The organism is Paenarthrobacter sp. 10L420 (assembly GCF_056395385.1).
In genome coordinates, this window is the sequence record NZ_JBFTJK010000009.1 from 41,290 (window position 1) to 61,218 (window position 19,929).

The following is a 19,929-nucleotide window of genomic DNA, read 5'->3' on the forward strand; positions in this document are numbered from 1 at the left end:
AAAGTTCGACGACGGTGCGAGGCCTGAACGTGGAAGGCGCACCCGAGCACTGGGTTCAGTTGCTGCGCGACGCCGGGTTGGTTCCTCCCGCCGCTGCCACCAACACCCCTCCCGTTGTGAGGCCCACTCTTCGTGCCTGGGGGCGCTCTTGGCGCGCAAAGCAGGCCCCACAACACGCCACACCCATGCTGCGCCTTCGCACGGATCGCCCGGCGACACCTCCCGTTGCGGGGCCCGATGTGCGTGCTTCGGACCCAACATCGGACGCAGAGCAGGCCCCAGAACGCACACCGGGCACCACCTCCGTCGTTGCGGGGCCCGGTGTGCGCGCTTCGGGGCCAAACTGGGGCGCAAAGCAGGCCCCACAACAAACGCCCAGGTTGCGCCTTCGCACGGATCGATCTGAATCTCCCGGCGTTGGGAGGCCTGATCTGAGTGCTTCGGGGCCAACATGGGACGCAGAGCAGGCCCCAGAACGCATACCCATGCTGCGCCTAAGCCCTGATCGATCTGAATCACCCCAAGTTGCGCGGCCCGATGTGCGTGCCAAAGCCCAAGATTGGGGCGCAGAGCAGGCCCCACTACGCACCCCCACCACGACACCCCACATTGTGGGGCCCGATGTGCGTGCCAAAACCCAAGATTCGGGCGCAAAGCAGGCCCCACAACACATACCCATGCTCCCCCTTCGCACCGATCGGCCCGAAACACCCCACGTTGCGGGGCCCGGTGTGCATGCCAAAACCCAAGATTCGGGCGCAGAGCGCGCCCCACAACACACCCCCAACACGACGCCTCCCATTGCGGGACCTACTCTGCTTGCTAAACCCCAAAATCGGGACGCAAAGCAGGGCCCACAACGCACACAACCCCAGGGCCACCCCAGCGCGAGCACAACCCATATCCCGACGCCAGCGCTCAAGGGGGACTGGCCGGAGCTCGCCCCGCGCCCCACTCCCACCGCCAACCAAGCCAGCCCGACAACCACCCCGGTAACCGAAGCTATCGCCCGCCAAGCCCGCCTCACCGACGAACACTTGGCGCTCTGACATGGAACGTGTCGCCTTCCTGATCGAGGACACCGGGGAACACCTGGGCTGCCTGCTCAACCCGGAAACGGTCGTGATGCAGCGCTCCGCCGGTGTGGAGCCCCGGAGAAGTGCCGGCGGCAAACTCAGCGGCAGCGGACTGGCGGACGACCCCCTGCTCTTCACGGGAGGCGGCCACACCGAGCTAAGGCTGGATCTCCTCTTCGACGTCGACCTCGCGCCGGCGTCGCTCCATGTGCAGGACGTTCGGCAAATGACCAGGCCTATCTGGGCGCTCGCCGAGAACAGTGCGGAGGTCGAGCGCCAGCGGAGGCCGCCGTCGGTCCGGTTTGTGTGGGGCCGCGCGTGGAACGTGCCGGGCATCGTGACGGAGGTGGCGGAACGCTTTGACCGCTTCGCCGCGGACGGTTCACCGCTCAGGTCCTGGATGCGGATGGTCTTCGTGCGCGTCGGCCAGTCCGCGGATGAGGAAGGGGGCGAGAATTACGAGCTCGCCCAGCGACTCCCCGCCGTGGATCTGACGGCCCCACCCGTGGATACGCTGGCGGTCACGGGCGATGGCAGCACGGACAGGGATGCGGCAATGCCCGACGGCGGCGAGCTCCTTCCTGAGGTGCCGCCGGCTGAGTTGGGGCGACTTTCCGTGGAAGCCTTCGGGACACCCCTCCTTTGGAAGCTGCTCCTGGAATACAACAACATCGACGACCCCGCGCACTTCAGCGGCCCGCTCGCCGTCCCACCGGTTGGTGAAGCATCATGAGGCAAGTCCAGGGTCTCCCCGAACTCATCGTCACCTTGGGGCGGCGCAGACTCAGCACGGCCGAAACGGCGGCGATAGTGTCCGTCCAGGTGCTCACTTCACTCGCGAGGCCAGCCCAGTGCCTCATCAGCTGGCGACCCGGTCCGGGCAGGACAGCAGCGGCGAGGGGTGGCGTGGATCCGGCGCCCGGTGATGCCCTGCGGGTGGAGCTCGGCGGTCATCGGACTCCACTATTCGTAGGCGAGGTGACCGTGGTGGAGTACAGCTACGGAGCCAACCTTGGTCAGGAAATCCGCATCAGGGCCTACGATGCCCTGCATCGGCTGAGGAAGCGCCAATTCACCAGGCTGCACGAGGACGTCGATCTCGCTGGCTTGGCAAGGACACTCTGCGAAGGCACGGGGTTGGACGTCGTGGGCGGCGGGGAGAAGCTCGGCCAGGTGTACCAGTGCGCCCGCACGGACCTGAGCCTCCTGGTTGAACAGAGTGCCCGGGTGGGCGCCTACCCCGTGGTGCACGACGGCGCCCTCAGGCTCACAGGACTCGACGGCGAAGGCGAACCCCTGGAGCTCAGCCTCGGGGCATCCCTTCATTCGGCGGAGATCGAGGTCAGCCAGGAACCGGCGTACGCGTCCGCTGCAATCAACGGCTGGCGCGCCGAGGACGCCTCAGTCCACCAGGCTGAAACCAGCAGCAGCGACGCGAAAGCCCACGTCACAGCCGACCCAACATTGGCCAGCGTGGGTGCAGGCGGCGAGCTCCGGCGAGACAACGAAGTGCTCGAGTCCACCCAAGAGGCGAACGGATTGGCGCGGTCCGAGCTGGACGTCAGGATGGCCGGTCAGGTCACGGCAGTGTTTGTGGCTGAGGGCAATCCCGGGCTCAGGGCGGGTGGGCGCGTCAGGATCAAGGGGGTAGCACCGTCTATCGAGGGAACGTATCTGATCGCGAGCGCCTCACACCGTTTGGACGGCACGGGCTACGAAACCACCCTTACCACCCGCCCACCGAGCCCTGTCCCCGAACGACGCCCGGACGTCTTCACTCTCGGGATCATTACGGACGTGGACGATCCCGAGGCCCGGGGGCGTGCCCGTGTACAACTACCGGCCTACCCGGACCTCCAGACAGCGTGGGCTCCCGTGCTTACTGCGGCCGCGGGTCCTGGGAAGGGTATGGTCACCCCGCCGGCTCCCGGCGATCACGTCCTGGTCCTTCTTCCTGCCACGGATCCGGGCCAGGCCATCATCGTGGGCGGCCTGTACGGCAGTGAACAGACGCCCGACAACCGCGTCAACACTGCCCGGGAGAGCCGTTACACGTTCCGCAGTGCGGACGGTCAACAAATAGTGCTCGACGGCGGTGCCCGCACCGTGAGTTTCACGGATGGCCACGGCTCGTCGGTGGAGCTGGGGCCGGACAAGCTCCGTATCACCGCTGCCACGGACCTGGTGCTGGAAGCTCCGGGCAAAGCCATGAAGATCCGTGCGAAATCCGTCGACTTCGAGGAGGCCTAAGCCATGAGGATTCTGGTCGAGGAGGCCATCCTGCGCTGCGGGCACGACGGCAAAGTCAAGAACGTGCCATCGCAGGAGTGGGTCCGTGTCAAAGGATCGCCGGTGCTCGTGGACAACGATCCCCAGGGCAGGGATATCAGCATGTGCCCGAATGTTGGCATCAACATCAAACCGTGCAATAAGACGCTGCCGGTCACCAAGGGCTATTCCACCTTCATCAGAATCGGGGGCAAGGCCGTCTGCCTGGACAGTGTGGAGGGCTTCACCGACGGCACACCCCCGGGCGGCGTGAAGTACAACGTGCGCCGGCCTGGGCAAACGTTCGTGGGGTCGGGTTCATGAAAAGGGGACAGTCATGAGCGCGCCACGCTACACATCGATCGCTTTCATCCATCCGGATTTCGACGCCGCAGCCGGCGTCCCGGGTCTGCGCATCACTCCGGCAGGGAGGCTGGCGACTGTTACGGACGCAGCCTCCATCCGCCAAGCCCTCCTCCTCCTGCTGAGCACCAGGCCTGGCGAGCGCGTGAACCGCCCGACCTACGGCTGCCACTTGTTCCGTTTGGCATTCGCTCCGGCTGATGACACCACCGCCGGACTCGCTATCCACTACGTGGCCCGCGCGGTGGAACAGTGGGAGCGGCGCATCACGGTCCTTTCCTTGGATGCCTCACGCTCGCCGGAGGACCCCGAAGTCCTTGAGGTCCGGCTGAAATACCGTGTCCGGACCACCCAGCTTGAGGACGAGATCGCCATCGCCTTGCCCGTGGAATCCGGAGGTGCACTGTGAGTATCCCCGTGCCAAACCTGGACGATCGGAGCTTCGCGGACCTCGTGGCCGGTGCCCGCGAACGCATCCAGCAAATCGCCCCTGAATGGACGGACCTCTCGGTCCACGATCCCGGCATCACCATTGTGGAGGCCTTCGCCTACCTCACGGATACGCTCATGTACCGGCTCAACCGCGTGCCGGACAAGCTTTACGCCGTCTACTTGAACCTTCTGGGCACGTCGCTGTATCCGCCGAGCAGCGCCGAAACGATGCTGGAATTCGGTCGCTCAAGTGTGGGCGATCAGGAGATCCGGATCCCCCGCGGCACGCAGGTCAGCTGCCCACCCGGCGTTCCCGGTTCACCCCAGCCAGTATTTACGACGACGGCGGCAGCCACTTTGGCGGCTGGCATGAGCAGCGTCCTGGTCCCCGCAGCCGATGTCACCACGTACGACGCCGTACCGATTGGTACTGGGACGGGAAGACCAGGTCAGAGCTTCGTGATCCCCAACGCGCCGATCGTCTCGGGCGCAGGGCTGGCGATCGCCGTCGAAGTTCCGCCAGGGACGCGGCTGAGCAGCGGCGAGGCAGTGCTCGTAGACGGAAAGCCGTTCCGGTACTGCAAGGAAGTGGAGGCGTTCGCCGACGCAAGGCCGGGTGAGATGCCGGTGCGGATCGACCGAAGTGCCGGCGTCGCAATGTTCGCTTGGTGGGACGAAGAGTCCAGGGCGCGGACGGAAAGTGGTCAAGGGCCATTAGTGCCGGGGGCAGGTGCCGAAGTTCGCGCTTGGTATCGCAGCGGTGGCGGTTCGGGAGGTAACGTTGCCGCGGGTCAGCTCACGGTGCTACGTTCCCCTGTTCCGGGAGCCAAGGTCACTAATCCAGAGCCGGCAACGGGCGGCCGCGATGGCGAGTCCTTGGAGAACGCCCTCCGGCGCGCGCCTCAGGATTTCCAAGCCCGCGACCGTGCAGTTACTGTCCGGGACTACGAAGTGCTGGCGCGTCGGCACGGCGGTGTGGGCCGTGCGCGGGCTTTCACGCGCAAGGATCTGTGGGCGTTTGCCCTGCCGGGGGAAGTGGAAATTGTGCTGGTGCCGTTAGTTCCTGGCGGCAGAGCAGGGGCTGCCGAACCATTAGGCGCAGCGGACCTTATGTCACACGCACGCGACGAAGTGCGGCTTGAAGTGGAACAATATCTCCGCAGGCGGTCCACGGTTGGCGCCGAGCCTGTAGTGCGCTGGGGCCTCTACAAACAGGTGCTGGTGGATGCGCGGATCGTTGTTCGTCCCGATGAGGATGCCGACGCCGTGAAGTCCAGGATCGTGGGCCGCCTGTCTGACGGGATCAGTCCGCTGAGCCCGGATTCGTCCAGTTACGGATCCGGCTTTGGGAAGCCACTGCGTGTCTCCAACCTGTACCGCGCCATGGAGGAGGCCGAGCCTGGCGTTCAGTATGTAGACCGGGTCAGGCTGGAAGTGGACAAAGTTCCGGACAGTGATGCCGTGTCCTTGGTACAGGCTGAAGGCCAGGACAGAACGTGGTTCGTGGCCCAGGGCGGCACGCTGTTCCGCACCACCAACGCCGCTGACGGCTGGGAAGCCTGTGCGGATTTTGGAGATGCCTCCGACGGCGACCAGACCGAAGAAACCGTCCGTGCCATCGCTCCGTTTCGTTCCCCCGCAGCCGGCCGGGTGGGTCCAGAGCGGCACCCAGGCATGGTGGCTGTCAACACGGTGACGGGCACGGGGTCCCGCATTTATATCAGCGAGGACCTCGGCGAATCCTGGCGCAAAGCAGCCGAACTGGGGTTCGTCGTCGCCGATTTGTGTTGGGTGGACCGCCAGGGTGAGCCGTTGTTGTTGCTGGCAGGCGAGCGCGGCCTCTACGAACTTCCGATGAGCCAAGGTGCCATTCCCGTGCAGAACGTAGTAGACACGTCCCAGCCGGATCGTGGTTTTTACGCCGTGGACGCCTTGGTGGACGTCCGCGGGCGAACAGGTGTTGTGGTGGCCGCCGAGGCCTCGGCCGGCGTCTGGCTCTCTCCCGACGCCGGTACCGCCGACAGCTTCAAGCAGGTCAAGGCCTCCGGCGAGGACATCCGTTGCATGACCATCCAGTACGACGGCGGTGCAAGCTATGTGTGGCTTGGCCGCGCAGTGCCGGAAGGGACCGGGACGGGATGCCTGCGGCTGAAGATCGATGAGTTGGGCCGCACGGATCTTGATGAGTCGTTCATGAATTCGTGGGAGGAGTTCAGTAGTGGCTGGACCGGGGGCAGTTGCTGGGGTGTCCACGTGATGGGTAACGCTGCCTACGCCGCTACCCAGAGCGGCGGGGTGTTACGGCTGCAGCTGGGCCAGGCGTCGGCGCAGTGGAGCGTGCCGGACGTTAACTGCAATCTGCCGCTGAGGGACCGTACCCGGTTCGAGCCCGTTCGTTCCGTGTCCGGGGCGATCCTTGACGGCAAGCCCGTGGTCCTTGCTGCCGGTCCCAAAGGCGTTTATCGCAGCACAGACAACGCCGTTCTATGGGAAAGCTGCACCCGACGCGTGGTGGATGATGTTGTGACGTTGCCCGACACCTGGCTGTTCTGCTCCGGCGACCACAGGATCGAGGTGGTCCATGGCAATGGCTGAGTCCATGGGGCCGTCCGAGTCCAAACTGCTGAGGGTCCTGCCGGAAGTGTTCCAGGTGGCCGCCGACACGAGCTCTCCCCTGCAGGCCCTTCTTTCAGTAGCCGAGGATATGCATGGGCCCGTCCGGCAGGTCTTGGACCGCATCCATACCGTTCCGGACCCCGGCCGGGCGCCGTCGTCGTTGATTCCCTTTCTCTCGCGCTGGGTAGATCTGGACTGGTTGACACTTCCCGGTCCGGAGGGCGGCGCTCAATACGGTGGTACAGGATCCGGTGGTACAGGGCCCGGCAGCCTGCCCGCGACCGGCGCCATTCCCATATCCCGACAGCGAGACCTCATCGCAGCCGCCGCGCAGCTCTCTGCACGCCGCGGCACAGTGGACGGGCTCACCCGCTTCCTGCACCTTGCCACGGGGGTGCCGGGGTTCGACGTCGAATCCGTCCCCGGTGCGTTCCATATAAAGGTGCTGGTTCCTGCGGAAGCGGGTGGGCAGCTGGAGCTGATCCGGCGGATCGTCAAGGGCATGAAACCCGCGCACGTGACGGATGAGCTTGAGGTGCGGGCAAATGAATAAGGAGAACCGCACGCCGATTCTTGTGGTGATTGCCTGTGGGGTGATCGCGCTGTTAGTGCTGGTGTTCGGCGTCAGTTGCGGCGGCGGGAACAACGGTGTGGCACGCGACTGGCAGGGCGGGTTCTCCGAAGCAGCCGCGGGCGCGAAACTCACCTCAGCGGACCTGTCTGCCCGGGGCGGTTCGTGTTCGGCGTCGGATACACAGCTGGTGGTTACGGGTGCGTGTGTATTCGATGTGAAGGAATTCGGTGGGGGGTTGTTCTATTTCGGACCTCCCACCAAGCGGGCAAGGCTGGCACCGCAGCAGGCGGTCACCGTCTCGCTGTTGGTGCAGGGCACGCGGGCTGAGCAGAACTCAGGTCCAGGGAAGACCGTGGACCTGACCTTCGGCACCTCGGGCGGACAGTTGGGAATCGTTTGTCCCGGCCTGGGGCCTTGTGTGTTGCTGATCCAGGAGCCCGGAGGCTGAGATGTGCTGCTGTGCCCCGAAACTACAAACCGCGATCCTAGGAGTTGTTGTGCCATGACTGCCATCACCATGACGTTGAGCTCCCCGGATGTGGTCCTTAAAGAAGGGAAGGGATCGCTGACAGCATCCGTCACCAACGGCTCCGCTGAAGCCGAGCGAGTGGTGCTCGGCGCCTTCCCCGGGCAGGTGACCAATCCGCCGTCGAAAACGTACACCACCATCCCCAACCCGTTGCGGACCATCGCCGCGGGGGCCACCGAACAGTATGTGGTCAATTTCGACACCGACGGGGCTTCCGCGGGCAGCTACCCGGTGAAGTTGATCGCCTACTCTGCCGACGACGCACCCGAGGACTACGCGGACCAGGCGCATGTGGTCACGCTGACTGTTCCGGCGGCCGAGCAGCCGAAGCCCAAGCCAGGATTCCCGTGGTTGTGGGTGATCATCGGGGGTGTGGTGCTGCTGGCGGTTATCGGCGTGATCCTGTACTTCATGTTCAAGGACGCCAACGTTCCGGACGTGAAAACCAAACCGCAGGCTGAAGCGGTCAAGATCGTGACGGACGCCGGTTTCAAAGCGGCTACGACGGAAATCGAGAGCGCCTCGCCTGAAGGAACGGTAGTCAACCAGAGTCCCGCGGGCGGCGAGAAGGTAGGGCGCGGCAGCACGGTCAACCTGGAAATTGCCGTGCCCGTGAAGGCCACCGTGCCCAGTGTCCTGGGGTCACGGATCGAAACCGCCCGCAATGCCTTCCAGACCGCACAACTGCAATTGGACTTCACCCAGGGCTCCGCCTGCCAAAGCTCGCCTCCCCTCTCCCTGATGAGGTGCGTAGTGGTGGGCGTCAATCCCGACGTCGGGTCTAAGGTCAACGTCAACGCACTCGTTTTGGTGCGGACTGAGTTGAGGTCCAGCATCATCCTTGATCCGGTGAACATCTGCCTGAGCAACCCCCAACTCTGCGAGGTGCGGCTGAACCCGTGATTATTTCCGGACACGTTTGCCTGCCTGGGCAGCTGCCATGAAAAGATCAACCATGCGTCCCATGCAGCACTCCAGCAAACTCCAGAATGTCCGCTACGAACTCCGTGGTCCCATCCTCCAGGCCGCCAAGGCCATGGAAGCCGAGGGACACCGCATCCTCAAGATGAACCTTGGGGACACAGCGCCGTTCGGGCTGGAGGCGCCGGAGTCAGTGGTGGTGGACATGATCCACCACATCCGTGGGGCACAGGGTTACAGCGATTCCAAGGGCATCTTCTCCGCCCGGACCGCGATCTCGCAGTACTACCAGACGCGCGGACTGATGACGATCGGCGTCGAGGATGTCTTCATCGGCAACGGCGTCAGCGAACTCATTTCCATGACACTGCAAGCGTTCATGGAAAACGGTGACGAGATCCTCATCCCGGCACCCGACTACCCGCTCTGGACCGCGACCGTGACCCTCACAGGTGGCAAAGCCGTCCACTACCTCTGCGATGAGGACGAGAATTGGTGGCCGGACATGGCCGACGTCGAAGCGAAGATCACGCCGCGCACACGGGGCATCGTGATCATCAACCCGAATAATCCCACGGGGGCCGTCTACCCGCGGCACATCCTTGAGCAATTCGCGGCGCTCGCGAGGAAGCATGATCTCGTCCTGTTTTCAGATGAGATTTACGAGAAGATCCGCTACGTCGACGCCCCGCACATTCATACCGCCGCAGTGGCGGACGACATCCCGGTGTTGACGTTCAGCGGGCTTTCCAAGGCTTACCGCATGCCCGGCTACCGTGCAGGCTGGGTTGCCGTGACTGGACCATTGACAGCAACGGCTGCCTATCGGGAATCCTTGGAACTGCTGGCCTCGTTGCGGTTGTGCTCCAACGTTCCGGCCCAGCACGCCATCCAGACCTGTCTGGGTGGATACCAGAGCATTGAGGCACTCATCCGTCCCGGCGGGCGCCTTCGTGAGCAACGGGATCTGGCGTTGAAATTGTTGACGGCAATCCCAGGCGTTTCGTGCGTTCCCGCGGCCGGCGCAATGTACCTGTTCCCTCGGTTGGACCCGGAGATCTACCCCATCGAGAGCGACGAGAAGTTCGTCCTCCAACTCCTGCAGGAGCAGAAGATCCTCGTCTCGCACGGAACGGCCTTCAACTGGCCCACGCCGGACCACTTCCGCTTCGTCATCCTGCCAACCGTGGAGGACATCGACGAAGCCGTGCGCAGGATCGAACACTTCCTCGCCGCGTACCGGAACCGCCCGGCGGACTAAACAGGTGTTCCTAGCGGTTCGGGTCTATCATCGTCATGCCTGCAGGGGCTGCTTTGTCGAATCCGGGCAACAATAACGCTGCTTCTTCCAAGCCGATGGTGCGTTCAATCAGCAGCTGCGGCTGAAGCGCGCCCTGCTCAATGAGCGCCATCATGCCTGGGTAATCAACTGCGGCCATGCCATGGCTGCCGAGAAGATCGAGCTCCCACCCAATAACCCTGGCCATGGGAACCTGCGGGTTGCCGTCGATGGAGGGCAACAAACCGATCTGGACATGCCGGCCCCGCCTGCGAAGGCTGAGGATTGCGTCGGCGCAGGTCTGTTCACTTCCGACGGCGTCCACCGCCACGTGGCTGCCCCCGCCGGAGAGGACGTTGACTGCGGCGGGGATGTCCGTGCCGTCGGCGAGCACCGTGTGATCCGCACCCAAACGTGCAGCCACAGCCAGGGCCTCCGGGTTCCGGTCCACGGCGATGACCCTGGCGCCCATGGCTTTGGCAATCATCACAGCGCTCAGCCCGACGCCTCCGGCACCTACAACTGTCACCCACTCACCGGCTTTCACCTGCGCACGGGCTGCCAACGCGCGGTATGCCGTTGCGAAGCGGCAGCCGAGGCTTGCCGCCGTCGTAAATTCGACGCTTTCCGGGAGGGCAACCATGTTGCTGTCGGCAGCGTGCAGGGCCACGTATTCGGCGAACGATCCCCAATGGGTGAAGCCGGGTTGCTGCTGGTCCGGGCAAACCTGTGCCTCACCCGCCAGGCACCACTCACATTTGCCGCATCCGCAGACGAACGGAACAGTTAGCCGGTCCCCGGTTTTCCAGCCGTGGACACCTTCGCCCACTGCTGCAATGACGCCGGCGAGCTCGTGGCCGGGCACGTGGGGAAAAGCGATGTCGTCGTGTCCAGCCCAGGCGTGCCAGTCGCTGCGGCACATGCCCGTGGCCTCGACCTTCACCACCACTCCACCAGCCGGTGCCTCAGGCATGGTTACTTCCCGCACTTCAGGCTGGGCCCGGACGTCATCAAATATCACTGCTCGCACGCACCGACTCTAACAAGGTCCTGGCATGCTTCGCGGCGCGACAGCTTAGGGCGCCGAGTCCACCACCGAGGTCCTCAGCGAGGTCCACGTCGTGACGGTCCCCGCGGGATATCCGGGATAATCCTTGATCAGCACGGACTGTCCCCCGATGACCACACCCGAGGCGGGATCGATGACGATGTTCGATCCCGTCACTCCGTCTGATGATGCGATACCAATGGCGATGCCTGTGCGGCCGTCGATCATTGCGTGCCTGTCAGTCACCGTAACGCCGGGAATCAGAGCAGCTGCCTTGTAGAGCGCAGCGCGGAGGTCAGCCGGAACGACTCCTGTCCGCAGGCCGTCCGCGATTGCCGTGAAAGCCTCACTGTCGGGAGACTTCCCGGTGCCCTTGGTGCGTTCGTAGATCAAGTCCAGCAGAGCCCGTGGATCCCTGGGTAGACTCGCGGCCTCCCTTAACGGCGTACCAACGATGACGGTCGGCTCATTCCCATAGAAGACACCTCCCGGGGAGCGCAGAATCCCGACGAACTCAGGTTGCCCATCCGACTCGGCTTCCTGAGCCTTACGGACCTCGTCTGGCAGAGCCTTGGCTTCCTCGCTCGGCGAGTCCAAAATCAGGCGAGGTTCCCGGTTCCAGACCCATACATCTGCCCTGTCGGCTGGCACGTACATCTGACTGCTTGTGGTCTCTTCCCATCTCACGCCGCTTACATCGGCAGCCTGCCCGCCCGATCCAAAGACCGACCTCGTTGCGATTTTCAGATACTGTCCGGGTCCGAGCATAGGGTCGGACGTTTGAATAGCTGCAGCAGCAGCGTTGTTCAGCACCTCGGCCGCCTCAGCTGTGGTTCCCGGACCACCGGATCTAACGACGTCGGCAATGACGATACCGCCGACCAACAGGGCGGCAGCGGCAGAAGCGAAAAGAGCACGTCGCCGGAACCGGATGGGCGTTACGGTGGTTTTCCGCTGAGGTGTTGAAGTGCCGGACGCTTGCACTTTGGCCATGACTTTCTCCCTTCCGCGGGCCAACGTGGCAGGCGGTGCGGAGCCGACGTCGCTACGCATCTCGCGGAGCAGCTGCAGTTCGTCCATGGTGGTTCTCCATTTCGCTAAGCTTTTCGAGGCTGAACTGGGTTCGAAGTATTTGGCGAGCACGGTTCAAGCGGGAACGGACCGTTCCCACGGGAACACTCATGGCCTGGGCGATGCCTTCGTAGGTCAAATCAGCCCATGCGTAGAGCAACAGCGTTTCCCGGTCGATCGCAGCCATGTTCCGGAGGGACTGGGCAATTCGCCCGGTGGTAACCTCGGCATCGACTTCAGCAGCGATCCGGTCCGAGTCATCGGCTATCGCCTCACGTGAAGCCGCTTTTGCGGCTGTTCTGAGGACATTGGCTTCGGCCCGGTGATGCTGTCGAAGCAAATTAGTAGCGATTCCGAACAACCATGGCCGGGCATCGTCCCGGCCCGTGTCGTAGGTTTCCAGATGCTCCCAAGCGACCAGGAAGGTTTCCGAGGTGACGTCGTCCGCGGCGAATTCCCCGGCCCTTCTGGCCGCATACCTGTAAATGGCTGAGGCATGCCGATCGTACAGCTCCCCGAAAACTGCGGGGCTGTCCCGGGACCGCCTAATGATGTCGCTGTCTGTGCTCACACTATGTATTGACCGCCCGCCGCAAAAGAGTTCACGCAGCAGCCCTTCTTCCTCCCCTGGACCTCGACGTCAGACTATCCGTCCCTCGTGATCTCATCCGGGACCGCGGCCTTGCTCAAACTGTCACACTTCCGTCCCCCCTTACGACATCCCTGATGTAAGGAACCACCACAGAAGGGAAACAGCATGACCCGCATCAATATCGGCCGCAGCAACAAACTCGGCTATGCCGCTGTCATCGGGCTGGAAGGCTACGCCCGCAAGTCGGTGGATCCCGACTTGTACGAGCTCATCAAGCTCCGCGCCTCCATCCTTAACGGCTGCGGCTTCTGCGTGGACATGCACGCGACTGACGGCCGGAAGCGCGGCATCCCGGAACGAAAGCTGCATGCTGTCGCCGCCTGGCAACACTCCAAAGTGTTCTTCGATGCCCGCGAGCAGGCCGTACTCGCCCTGACCGATGCATTGACACAGCTGGGACCCGACACCGTTACCGATGAGATCTGGAATGCGGCTGCCACCCATTTTGACGACAGCCAGATGGGAGGCCTGGTCCTGGCCATCTCCACGATCAATGTGTGGAACAGGATCGCCATCAGCACGCAGATGGAGCCGCCGGTGGATGAGAAGAACCCGATCGTCTGAGGGGTAGCGTGGAGGGCATGAGTCTTGCGGTATCGGCCACGGCCGCGTGGCAGAGCGAACGAAATCGTTTGCTGGGAATCGCCTACCGGATGCTGGGAGATTTCGGCCATGCCGAGGACGTCGTCTCCGAGGTTGCCATCGATGCCGTTCGGCAGGAGCGCAAGGCCGATGGCCACCGTGTGGAATCCTGGCCGGCGTGGCTAACCACAGTGTGCGTGCGGCGCTCCGTTGACCGGGTGCGCCAACTCGCCGCTGTGCGCGAGGACTACACCGGGCCTTGGCTGCCGGAACCGGTAGACACCTCCAGGCTTCCGGAGGAAACCGTGGCCAACCGCGAGCTCCTGTCCTTGACCTTGCTTCATCTGGCTGAGCAGCTGGCTCCGGAGGCGAGGGCCGCATTGGTGCTCCACCGCGCTTTTGGGATGTCCGCGCCGGAAATCGCGGACATCCTGGAAAAGACCCCCACTGCCGTACGCCAAATGATCTCCAGGGCCGAGCGCCGCTTGGACATCGACCCCAATGCTCCCGCGCCCAGGACCAAGGACCGCGCGGCCTTGGAGAAGCTGGTACGCGCCATCGAGCAGGGTGACATTGAGACGGTAGTGGCGATGCTCGATCGGGATGCTGTCCTCTGGGCCGACGGCGGTGGCAAGGTCAAGAGTGCCATGAACCCAGTGTTCGGGGCGGAGCGGATCGGGCGGTTCTTCGCGGGCATCCTCGGCAAAGCAGCCGCCTTCGATCCTGTAACGCCCGTCACCGCTGATCTCATCGCTGTGAACGGGGAACCAGCGCTGGTACTCCGGCACTCGGGTCGCGCCGACGTCTTGGTGCTCGACGGCGGCCCTGACGGCACCATCCGCGGGCTGCGGCAGATCTCGAATCCGGACAAGTTGACCCGGCTTTCGCTGTGAGTTGGCTCGAAGTAGCGGGAAAGCTGCTCGTTCGCACGGAAACTTCCATGCGAATTGGCAAGATTCCCGCGAAGTCACCGGACGGGTGGCAAAGCTAGTCCCCCGCCGAACCACTCACGCGCAACGCATTGATGATCGCCGGAATGGACGCAATCAGCATGATCAGCGCCCACACGAGGGCAACCACCACAGTGATCAACGCCCAGAACTGATCTCCAATGGACACCAGCGGCCCTGGGAGAAAACCATGGATCAGCCCCAGGATCACCTGAAGCAGCACGGATACCACCAGCAGCACCACCAGCCCTGTGACTTTGAGGAACTTCGGCTGACTGAGAATCAGCAACACCGCGAACACGATTTTCAGGACCAACAGCAAACCCAGGATTGCCGCCGCCTGTCCTTTCGGAAAGCTCCCCCACAGCGCCAGATACGCAATGGTTCCAAACGGGGTGGCCACGAACAACCCGATCATCAGGAACAACTTCGCCAAGGCCAACATTGCGGTGAGGAAGGCCGCGATAACCCACAGCAGCGTCACGATGAACGTCGTGAGGCCCTGGATCCGACCATAGGTTCGCAGGTCGATGATCAGGCTGAGTCCCAGCATCACCACCGTGAACAGCAGCAACCCATCCAGGAATGCCAGGAATCCAATGCCCGCGCCTGGCGGTTCGGCATCGGCGCGCTGGGTCTTGAGGAAGACATCCAGCGGAACGCCCAGGTTGTTGGCACCGCTTGCGGAGACGGGGTCGACGGCGGTCTGCCCCAGCAAGAGCGACATACCCACCTCGGCCAGGACTACCAGGGCAAAGACAACGACGGCCGCAATGAAGAAGGGGCGGCGCAGGGCATCAGGGTCAGGCCCGCTGCGGAACCCCTCACGAATTGACCACGCTGCGGCCATGGCTCAATTGTGGCACCGGGGGTTTCAAATACAAGCGCCCCACCAACAGTGCCGCAGCACCCAGCACGGTCGGGACCAGCAGGGTCCAGCCGCTGAAGAGCAACACCACGAGCATCACGACGGCGGCCAGGATGACTCCGTACCAGGCCGCGGTTCCACGGGGCAACAGGAGCACGCCGGCGGCCAGGCCAAAAGCGGTCACGGCCGTGAAGCACGCCGAGGCGGCGCCGATCTGGTATTCCATGCTGAGGAACCCCACAGCTGCGAGGGCAAAGGAAAGTGACGTCATGACAGCGAGTGCCGCCAGGCTCACGGAAGGCACCTCCCCGGCACCCACGCCACGTGCCAAGGGTCGCGGCAGCACGCCGTCGGACGCCAACCTGGCGCCAAGCTTGCTGGCCCCGGCCACGAACGTATTGAGTGGTCCGAACGTCAACACGGCTGCCGCAACAGCCGTCACGGGAGCCGCCGCCGGTCCCAGTCCTTTCGCCAGCAGTTCGGCCACCGGGACGCTGCTGCCCGCGAGTCCTGGACCAAGGACGGCGACGCATGCCGCCACCAATCCGATGTAAACAACGCCGACGACGACGAGCGTCAGCCAAGTGGCCCGCTTCAGGTCGCGTTCGGGGTGGCGGAACTCCCCGGCCAGATGCGTTACGGCCTCCCACCCGGCGAAACAGAAGAAGAGCAGGCTCGCTGCACCGCCCACTGCCCAGTAGCCATTCGGGGCGAAGGGCACGAAGTTTTCTACCTTGGCGGAGGGCGCTGCCACGGCTACGGCCAGTGCCAGCAACGCCACGAGCAACACCATGAGGAGGAGTTGGAGTTTGCTCGAGACGCGGATCCCCACCGCGTTGCTCAGGAAACCTGCCGCAAGGATCAGCCCCGCCGCGATCAGGGCCGTTTCACGCCCACCGCCCATGGCGTGCGCGATGTACTCCCCGCCGATCACCGCGGTGGCGGGCGCCCCGAACGGGATGGCGAAGTAGAAGAGGTAGCCGGCCACAACCGAGGCTCGCTGCCCGAAAGCGCGGGTCACGAACGTGGCGATCCCACCGGCGTCGGGCTGTTGCCTGGACATTTCAGCAAAACTGAACGCCACCGGGGTGCAGAAGACCAACAGCAACGCCCACGCTAATAACGACGCCGGTCCGGCAACTTGGGCGGCGATGGCCGGCAGGACCAGCACACCCGAGCCCAGAATGGCACCTACATAAATCCCCGTGGCCCTGAAGAGTCCAAGGCCCGAATTACTGACAGCTCTACTCACCCCTCTACTGAACAGTGTTCGGGGCAGGTGCAACAAGCGGGAAAACTGCCTGCTCGAGGCAATATCCTGCCGAATTCTTGCTGGGCGTTTTGCTTCCTGACCCTCTTTGGATTCTTTGGCGGGCACTGCGCAACTCAAGAGGGCTGATTACCGGCTTAGCTGGCGCCGAAGAAGGTCAGGAAGCAGCGGCCATTTGTACCCGACGCCGCAGCCGTGCCACCAAGGTAGCGGCGAGTAGCGCCGTCGTGATTTCCAGTCCGATCACCAGCAGCAACCCGGCAGCGCCGGAAGTATCAACAACGCTCGACGCCCGTCCCTCACCGTGCGCGTGTCCGGCACCTCCCGCTCCCAACAGCAAGACCGAATGAAGGGCAATCATTGCCACAGCGGAGACCGTCACTTGGTGGAGAGCTCCGACGCGGCTGTGGCGCCAGATGTGAATAGTGCAGGGGACGCAGATGGCCGCCACAGCAATCATGAGGACGCCGAGCCATGCGCCGTGGTGTCCCCACGCCGCGACCCCAAGGTGGACCAGGCACGAGACAGCCGTGAGGGCTGCGCAAATCCTGGGATGGAGGACGGGCCCGGCTGACCGGATCCGTCCCGTCGTCGTGGTCATGTGCCTGGGTGTCCGTTTAGTGGCAGTGTCCGTGCTCATGGTGGCTTTCGCCGTGTTCATCCGTAGCGGCGGTGGCCGGGCTGTGGCAGCTCGAACCTGAAGAGTTGGCGGGCACATCCAATACGGGGCTGCGGTCGAAGAAGCCCTCGGGGCGCAGCTTGAAGCCGACCGTGTCCACCGGCATGATCGGCCAGTCCTCCACGCGGGGGAAGTGGGTGAGGCCGAAAGTGTGCCAGAGAACGATGTCCTGGCCGTCGATGTCGCGATCCTGGGCAACGTAGGCCGGTAAGCCTGCTCCGCCGGAGTGCTGGTTCACGAAGTCGCCGGTCGGATAGCGCTCCTCGTCGGAGTATCGCGTAACCCAAAGGTCCTTCGTGGCGAATGCGGCGCGCTTGGCGATTGAGGAACCTGGATCGGCCAGCAGCGTGGGCTGGTTTTCGGCGTGGAGCTTGTAGCCAACCGGCTCGCCGAGTCGGTTCCGGGACTCGGGGTTGGAGATGATCCATGTCCGGCCTGCACGCGCGTCGGCTTCCCGGACGGCTTCGGACTCTTTAGTGAGGAGCGTCCGCTTGCGGGAGAAGGCGTTGCCGCGCTCATTCCCCGCACCCATGGCTTGACGGACTACGTCCTCTTCCTCCACGCGGTTGGTAAAGCCGTCGATTGCCATGTCCAGGCGAGCGCTGAAGAGGTGCTGGTGGAACGGGGCTCCGAGTCCTGGAGCCAACTGCGAGATGTTGTCAGAGCCACCCTCGGGGAAGGCGCTGGTGAACACGATGCCGGTGGCCTTGGCTTCGAACTCGATGGTGCCGTCGAGGTAGAGGTACCAGTAGAAGCCGTAGTCGTAGTTGCCGATGGTGGTGAAGAAGGAGATCACCAGGCGGCGGTTGCGTCGCGTGTAGTTGATCCCGGTCCAGAGGTCCGAGTGCTTGGAGAGGATGCCCCAGTCTTCCTCATGCATGCAGATGCCGTTGCGGATTTCCCGGGGGTTGCCGAAGGCGTCGCTGATGACGGGGCTGAGGTAGGTGATGTCACCAAGGCAATCGCAACCGAGTTCCAGGGAGTTTGCATACTGGCCCACGAGGTATTCGCCGGTGTCGAAGTAGTTCTGCCAGGACCGGATGGGCGAGGGATCACCGTAGGGCACCACCATTTCGGCGATGGAGGCCCGGTTGATGATGGGCCTAAGGCGGTCTCCGTCCTTGAAGGCCAGGTTGTGGAGGACCACTCCTTCACGGACATCGAAGCCGACATCCACACTCCATTTTTCCCATTCCACATGGTTGCCGCCGGTGACTGTGAAGCTCGGGCCTTCGGGTTGGGTAATGCTGATGGGCTTTTGAGTGGTCCGGAGCGGGCCTGTGAGTTGGGGATCGGTGTAGTTTCCGTGCTCTTCCGGAATCGGCATGACGCCAAGATCGATCACCTGGGTGACTTCCTTGTTGACCACATCCACATACGCCACCAGCCCATCCACCGGGTGCGCCCATGCGCTGTCTTCAGGGAAATCCTGCACAAATGCCAGTCCACGGAGGATGCGGCGGCCCCTCTCGTCGTCGTACTCAAACACGCCGGCGGAGAGGGGAGCGACCCGCACTTTGGCCACATCCAAGTCCCGGGCTGCCAGAGCGGCGAGCCACCGCTCATCCGTGGCAAGCAGCGTCTCAACAACTTCGAACTCTTCCTCCAGCACGGGAAGTTCGCCGGAGACTTTGGTGTCCAGTTCTGTTGCGGACAGGATCTGGCCGTGGGTCACGGACACCAGGACGTCAGTAGGAGCCCCGCCGGAGACGTCGTGGATGAACACACGGAACCGGCGGTCTTCTATTTCTTGCCCGCGGGACGGATCCACAAGGCCAAGGTAGGCGATCCGCTTGGTGTCTCCGAGGTGACCGGCGGCTTGCAGAACACGCTTCACCTCGGAAATTTCAGCGCCCGTGGCCAGGCGGTACTGGGTTTCCTCGACGGCGGCTGCGTCAGTTGCTGTCTGGGTTGCTGTGGGCGTCATGGCTGCCTCTTGTCCGGGACCTGTGATGGGTCAGGATTTATTTTCTATAGGTGTAGAGAATAACTTACGTGTTAGCTCAGTCACAAGGCCTGGTCCACATATTGTTTCTAAGAAACTGCAGCACTCCCCGCCGTCGCCGACGTCCCCAGATCACTCGTTTCCAGTGCCCGCCCGGCTTGGAGTGCCTCTGCCCATACATCCGTCGATGCAACAGCGGCCCAGTTGGAGTTCAACAGCGCCATCAGTGTGGTGTGCACGGTTTTCGCGTCCGCCGCACCTGCATCATTGACGAGGTTGATGGCGCCAGTGGCATCCGAGAGGACTTCAGTGGTGAAGCCAAGGAACTCCGCTTCAACGGCCGAGGCAAGGATGCAGTTGTTCGTCATGTAACCCACCAAGGTGACGGTATCGACGTCGTGCTCCCGCAGCCAGCCAGCAACGTCCGTGCCAGCGTAAACCGAGCCGTAACGTTTGATGACCTCTTTCCATGAAGCAGTCCGGCGCGCTTCGACGTCCGGGTGGAGATCAAATTCAGGCGTTCCAGGGGCGAAGACTGGCGCGCCTTCTCCTTCGCTGTGCTGTATCGCCAGGATGGGAATTCCTGCGGCGGCCGCGGCATCGATGGCCTTCACGATCATCGGAAGTGATTCCTGGTGCTTCGGGTACTGGATCTCAAGGGGTCCGCTGAAGTACTGCTGCTGGACATCGACAAGGACAAGGGCGCGGCGGGGTGTGCTCATACTTTTCTCCCAAATAGCGGATCGTTGCTCGCCAACCGGCGACCCTTCCATCATTGGCGCCCCAGCGAGTAACCACCAGTGGCA

At 63.5% G+C, this 19,929-nt stretch carries 19 protein-coding genes; 11 read left to right on the forward strand and 8 right to left on the reverse strand.

The features are described 5' to 3' along the window. The first annotated feature begins 1,050 nt into the window (after positions 1-1,050). From AC1DD5_RS14525 to AC1DD5_RS14565, 9 genes are read left to right on the forward strand one after another with little or no spacing between them, the layout of a single operon-like run. Positions 1,051-1,809: a CIS tube protein gene (locus tag AC1DD5_RS14525; RefSeq protein ID WP_477521900.1), complete on the forward strand. Its 759-nt coding sequence runs from the start codon at positions 1,051-1,053 to the stop codon at positions 1,807-1,809. Continuing rightward, positions 1,806-3,326 carry a phage baseplate assembly protein V gene (locus AC1DD5_RS14530; RefSeq protein WP_477521901.1) on the forward strand — a complete coding sequence of 507 codons (1,521 nt, stop codon included), beginning with the start codon at positions 1,806-1,808 and terminating at the stop codon, positions 3,324-3,326. Before AC1DD5_RS14525 ends, AC1DD5_RS14530 begins: the two co-directional genes overlap by 4 nt. Positions 3,327-3,329: 3 nt before the next feature. Next, positions 3,330-3,668, forward strand: coding sequence for a hypothetical protein (locus AC1DD5_RS14535; RefSeq protein ID WP_477521902.1), 339 nt, complete (start codon positions 3,330-3,332; stop codon positions 3,666-3,668). A gap of 13 nt (positions 3,669-3,681) precedes the next feature. Further along, entirely contained in the window at positions 3,682-4,116 is a 435-nt protein-coding gene (locus tag AC1DD5_RS14540; RefSeq protein ID WP_477521903.1) for a GPW/gp25 family protein, read from the forward strand. Continuing rightward, positions 4,113-6,734, forward strand: coding sequence for a hypothetical protein (locus AC1DD5_RS14545; protein WP_477521904.1), 2,622 nt, complete (start codon positions 4,113-4,115; stop codon positions 6,732-6,734). The genes AC1DD5_RS14540 and AC1DD5_RS14545 overlap by 4 nt, the downstream gene beginning before the upstream one ends. Continuing rightward, a complete protein-coding gene (locus AC1DD5_RS14550; protein ID WP_477521905.1) occupies positions 6,721-7,308 on the forward strand; it encodes a hypothetical protein in 588 nt (195 codons plus the stop codon). Before AC1DD5_RS14545 ends, AC1DD5_RS14550 begins: the two co-directional genes overlap by 14 nt. Continuing rightward, complete coding sequence (locus tag AC1DD5_RS14555; protein WP_477521906.1) at positions 7,301-7,777, forward strand: hypothetical protein; 477 nt, start codon at positions 7,301-7,303, stop codon at positions 7,775-7,777. Before AC1DD5_RS14550 ends, AC1DD5_RS14555 begins: the two co-directional genes overlap by 8 nt. Positions 7,778-7,831: 54 nt before the next feature. Continuing rightward, positions 7,832-8,761: a PASTA domain-containing protein gene (locus tag AC1DD5_RS14560; protein ID WP_477521907.1), complete on the forward strand. Its 930-nt coding sequence runs from the start codon at positions 7,832-7,834 to the stop codon at positions 8,759-8,761. Between the two features lie 52 nt (positions 8,762-8,813). Further along, positions 8,814-10,040 (forward strand): pyridoxal phosphate-dependent aminotransferase, encoded by a 1,227-nt coding sequence (locus AC1DD5_RS14565; RefSeq protein ID WP_477521992.1) that lies wholly within the window; start codon positions 8,814-8,816, stop codon positions 10,038-10,040. 10 nt (positions 10,041-10,050) lie between these two features. Here AC1DD5_RS14565 and AC1DD5_RS14570 read toward each other — a convergent pair whose 3' ends face one another. Genes AC1DD5_RS14570 through AC1DD5_RS14580 form a run of 3 tightly spaced genes read right to left on the reverse strand, consistent with a single transcriptional unit; the run spans position 10,051 to position 12,748 of the window. Next, the gene (locus AC1DD5_RS14570; RefSeq protein WP_477521908.1) at positions 10,051-11,088 is read right to left on the reverse strand and encodes a zinc-dependent alcohol dehydrogenase family protein; all 1,038 of its coding nucleotides are present in this window, start codon (positions 11,086-11,088) and stop codon (positions 10,051-10,053) included. 45 nt (positions 11,089-11,133) lie between these two features. After that, positions 11,134-12,186, reverse strand: a complete 1,053-nt coding sequence (locus tag AC1DD5_RS14575; protein WP_477521909.1) for a CU044_5270 family protein — start codon at positions 12,184-12,186, stop codon at positions 11,134-11,136. Next, positions 12,152-12,748: an RNA polymerase sigma factor gene (locus tag AC1DD5_RS14580; protein WP_477521910.1), complete on the reverse strand. Its 597-nt coding sequence runs from the start codon at positions 12,746-12,748 to the stop codon at positions 12,152-12,154. Before AC1DD5_RS14580 ends, AC1DD5_RS14575 begins: the two co-directional genes overlap by 35 nt. A 186-nt stretch (positions 12,749-12,934) precedes the next feature. Here AC1DD5_RS14580 and AC1DD5_RS14585 point away from each other — a divergent pair, with 186 nt between their 5' ends. Both AC1DD5_RS14585 and AC1DD5_RS14590 read left to right on the forward strand, forming a co-directional pair. Beyond that, a complete protein-coding gene (locus AC1DD5_RS14585) occupies positions 12,935-13,393 on the forward strand; it encodes a carboxymuconolactone decarboxylase family protein (protein WP_477521911.1) in 459 nt (152 codons plus the stop codon). Positions 13,394-13,410: 17 nt separating this feature from the next. Beyond that, positions 13,411-14,304 carry a sigma-70 family RNA polymerase sigma factor gene (locus tag AC1DD5_RS14590; RefSeq protein WP_477521912.1) on the forward strand — a complete coding sequence of 298 codons (894 nt, stop codon included), beginning with the start codon at positions 13,411-13,413 and terminating at the stop codon, positions 14,302-14,304. A gap of 94 nt (positions 14,305-14,398) precedes the next feature. On the opposite strand, the gene AC1DD5_RS14595 is transcribed toward AC1DD5_RS14590, so the two are convergent. The 5 genes from AC1DD5_RS14595 to AC1DD5_RS14615 all read right to left on the reverse strand — a co-directional run bounded on the left by AC1DD5_RS14595 (position 14,399) and on the right by AC1DD5_RS14615 (position 19,845). Beyond that, positions 14,399-15,211, reverse strand: a complete 813-nt coding sequence (locus AC1DD5_RS14595) for a hypothetical protein (protein WP_477521913.1) — start codon at positions 15,209-15,211, stop codon at positions 14,399-14,401. After that, positions 15,186-16,481, reverse strand: coding sequence for an APC family permease (locus AC1DD5_RS14600; RefSeq protein ID WP_477521914.1), 1,296 nt, complete (start codon positions 16,479-16,481; stop codon positions 15,186-15,188). The genes AC1DD5_RS14595 and AC1DD5_RS14600 overlap by 26 nt, the downstream gene beginning before the upstream one ends. Before the next feature lie 175 nt (positions 16,482-16,656). Then, positions 16,657-17,100: a hypothetical protein gene (locus AC1DD5_RS14605; protein WP_477521993.1), complete on the reverse strand. Its 444-nt coding sequence runs from the start codon at positions 17,098-17,100 to the stop codon at positions 16,657-16,659. Between the two features lie 16 nt (positions 17,101-17,116). After that, complete coding sequence (locus AC1DD5_RS14610) at positions 17,117-19,105, reverse strand: primary-amine oxidase (RefSeq protein ID WP_477521915.1); 1,989 nt, start codon at positions 19,103-19,105, stop codon at positions 17,117-17,119. 107 nt (positions 19,106-19,212) lie between these two features. Continuing rightward, a complete protein-coding gene (locus tag AC1DD5_RS14615; RefSeq protein ID WP_477521916.1) occupies positions 19,213-19,845 on the reverse strand; it encodes an isochorismatase family protein in 633 nt (210 codons plus the stop codon). Positions 19,846-19,929 lie beyond the last annotated feature (84 nt).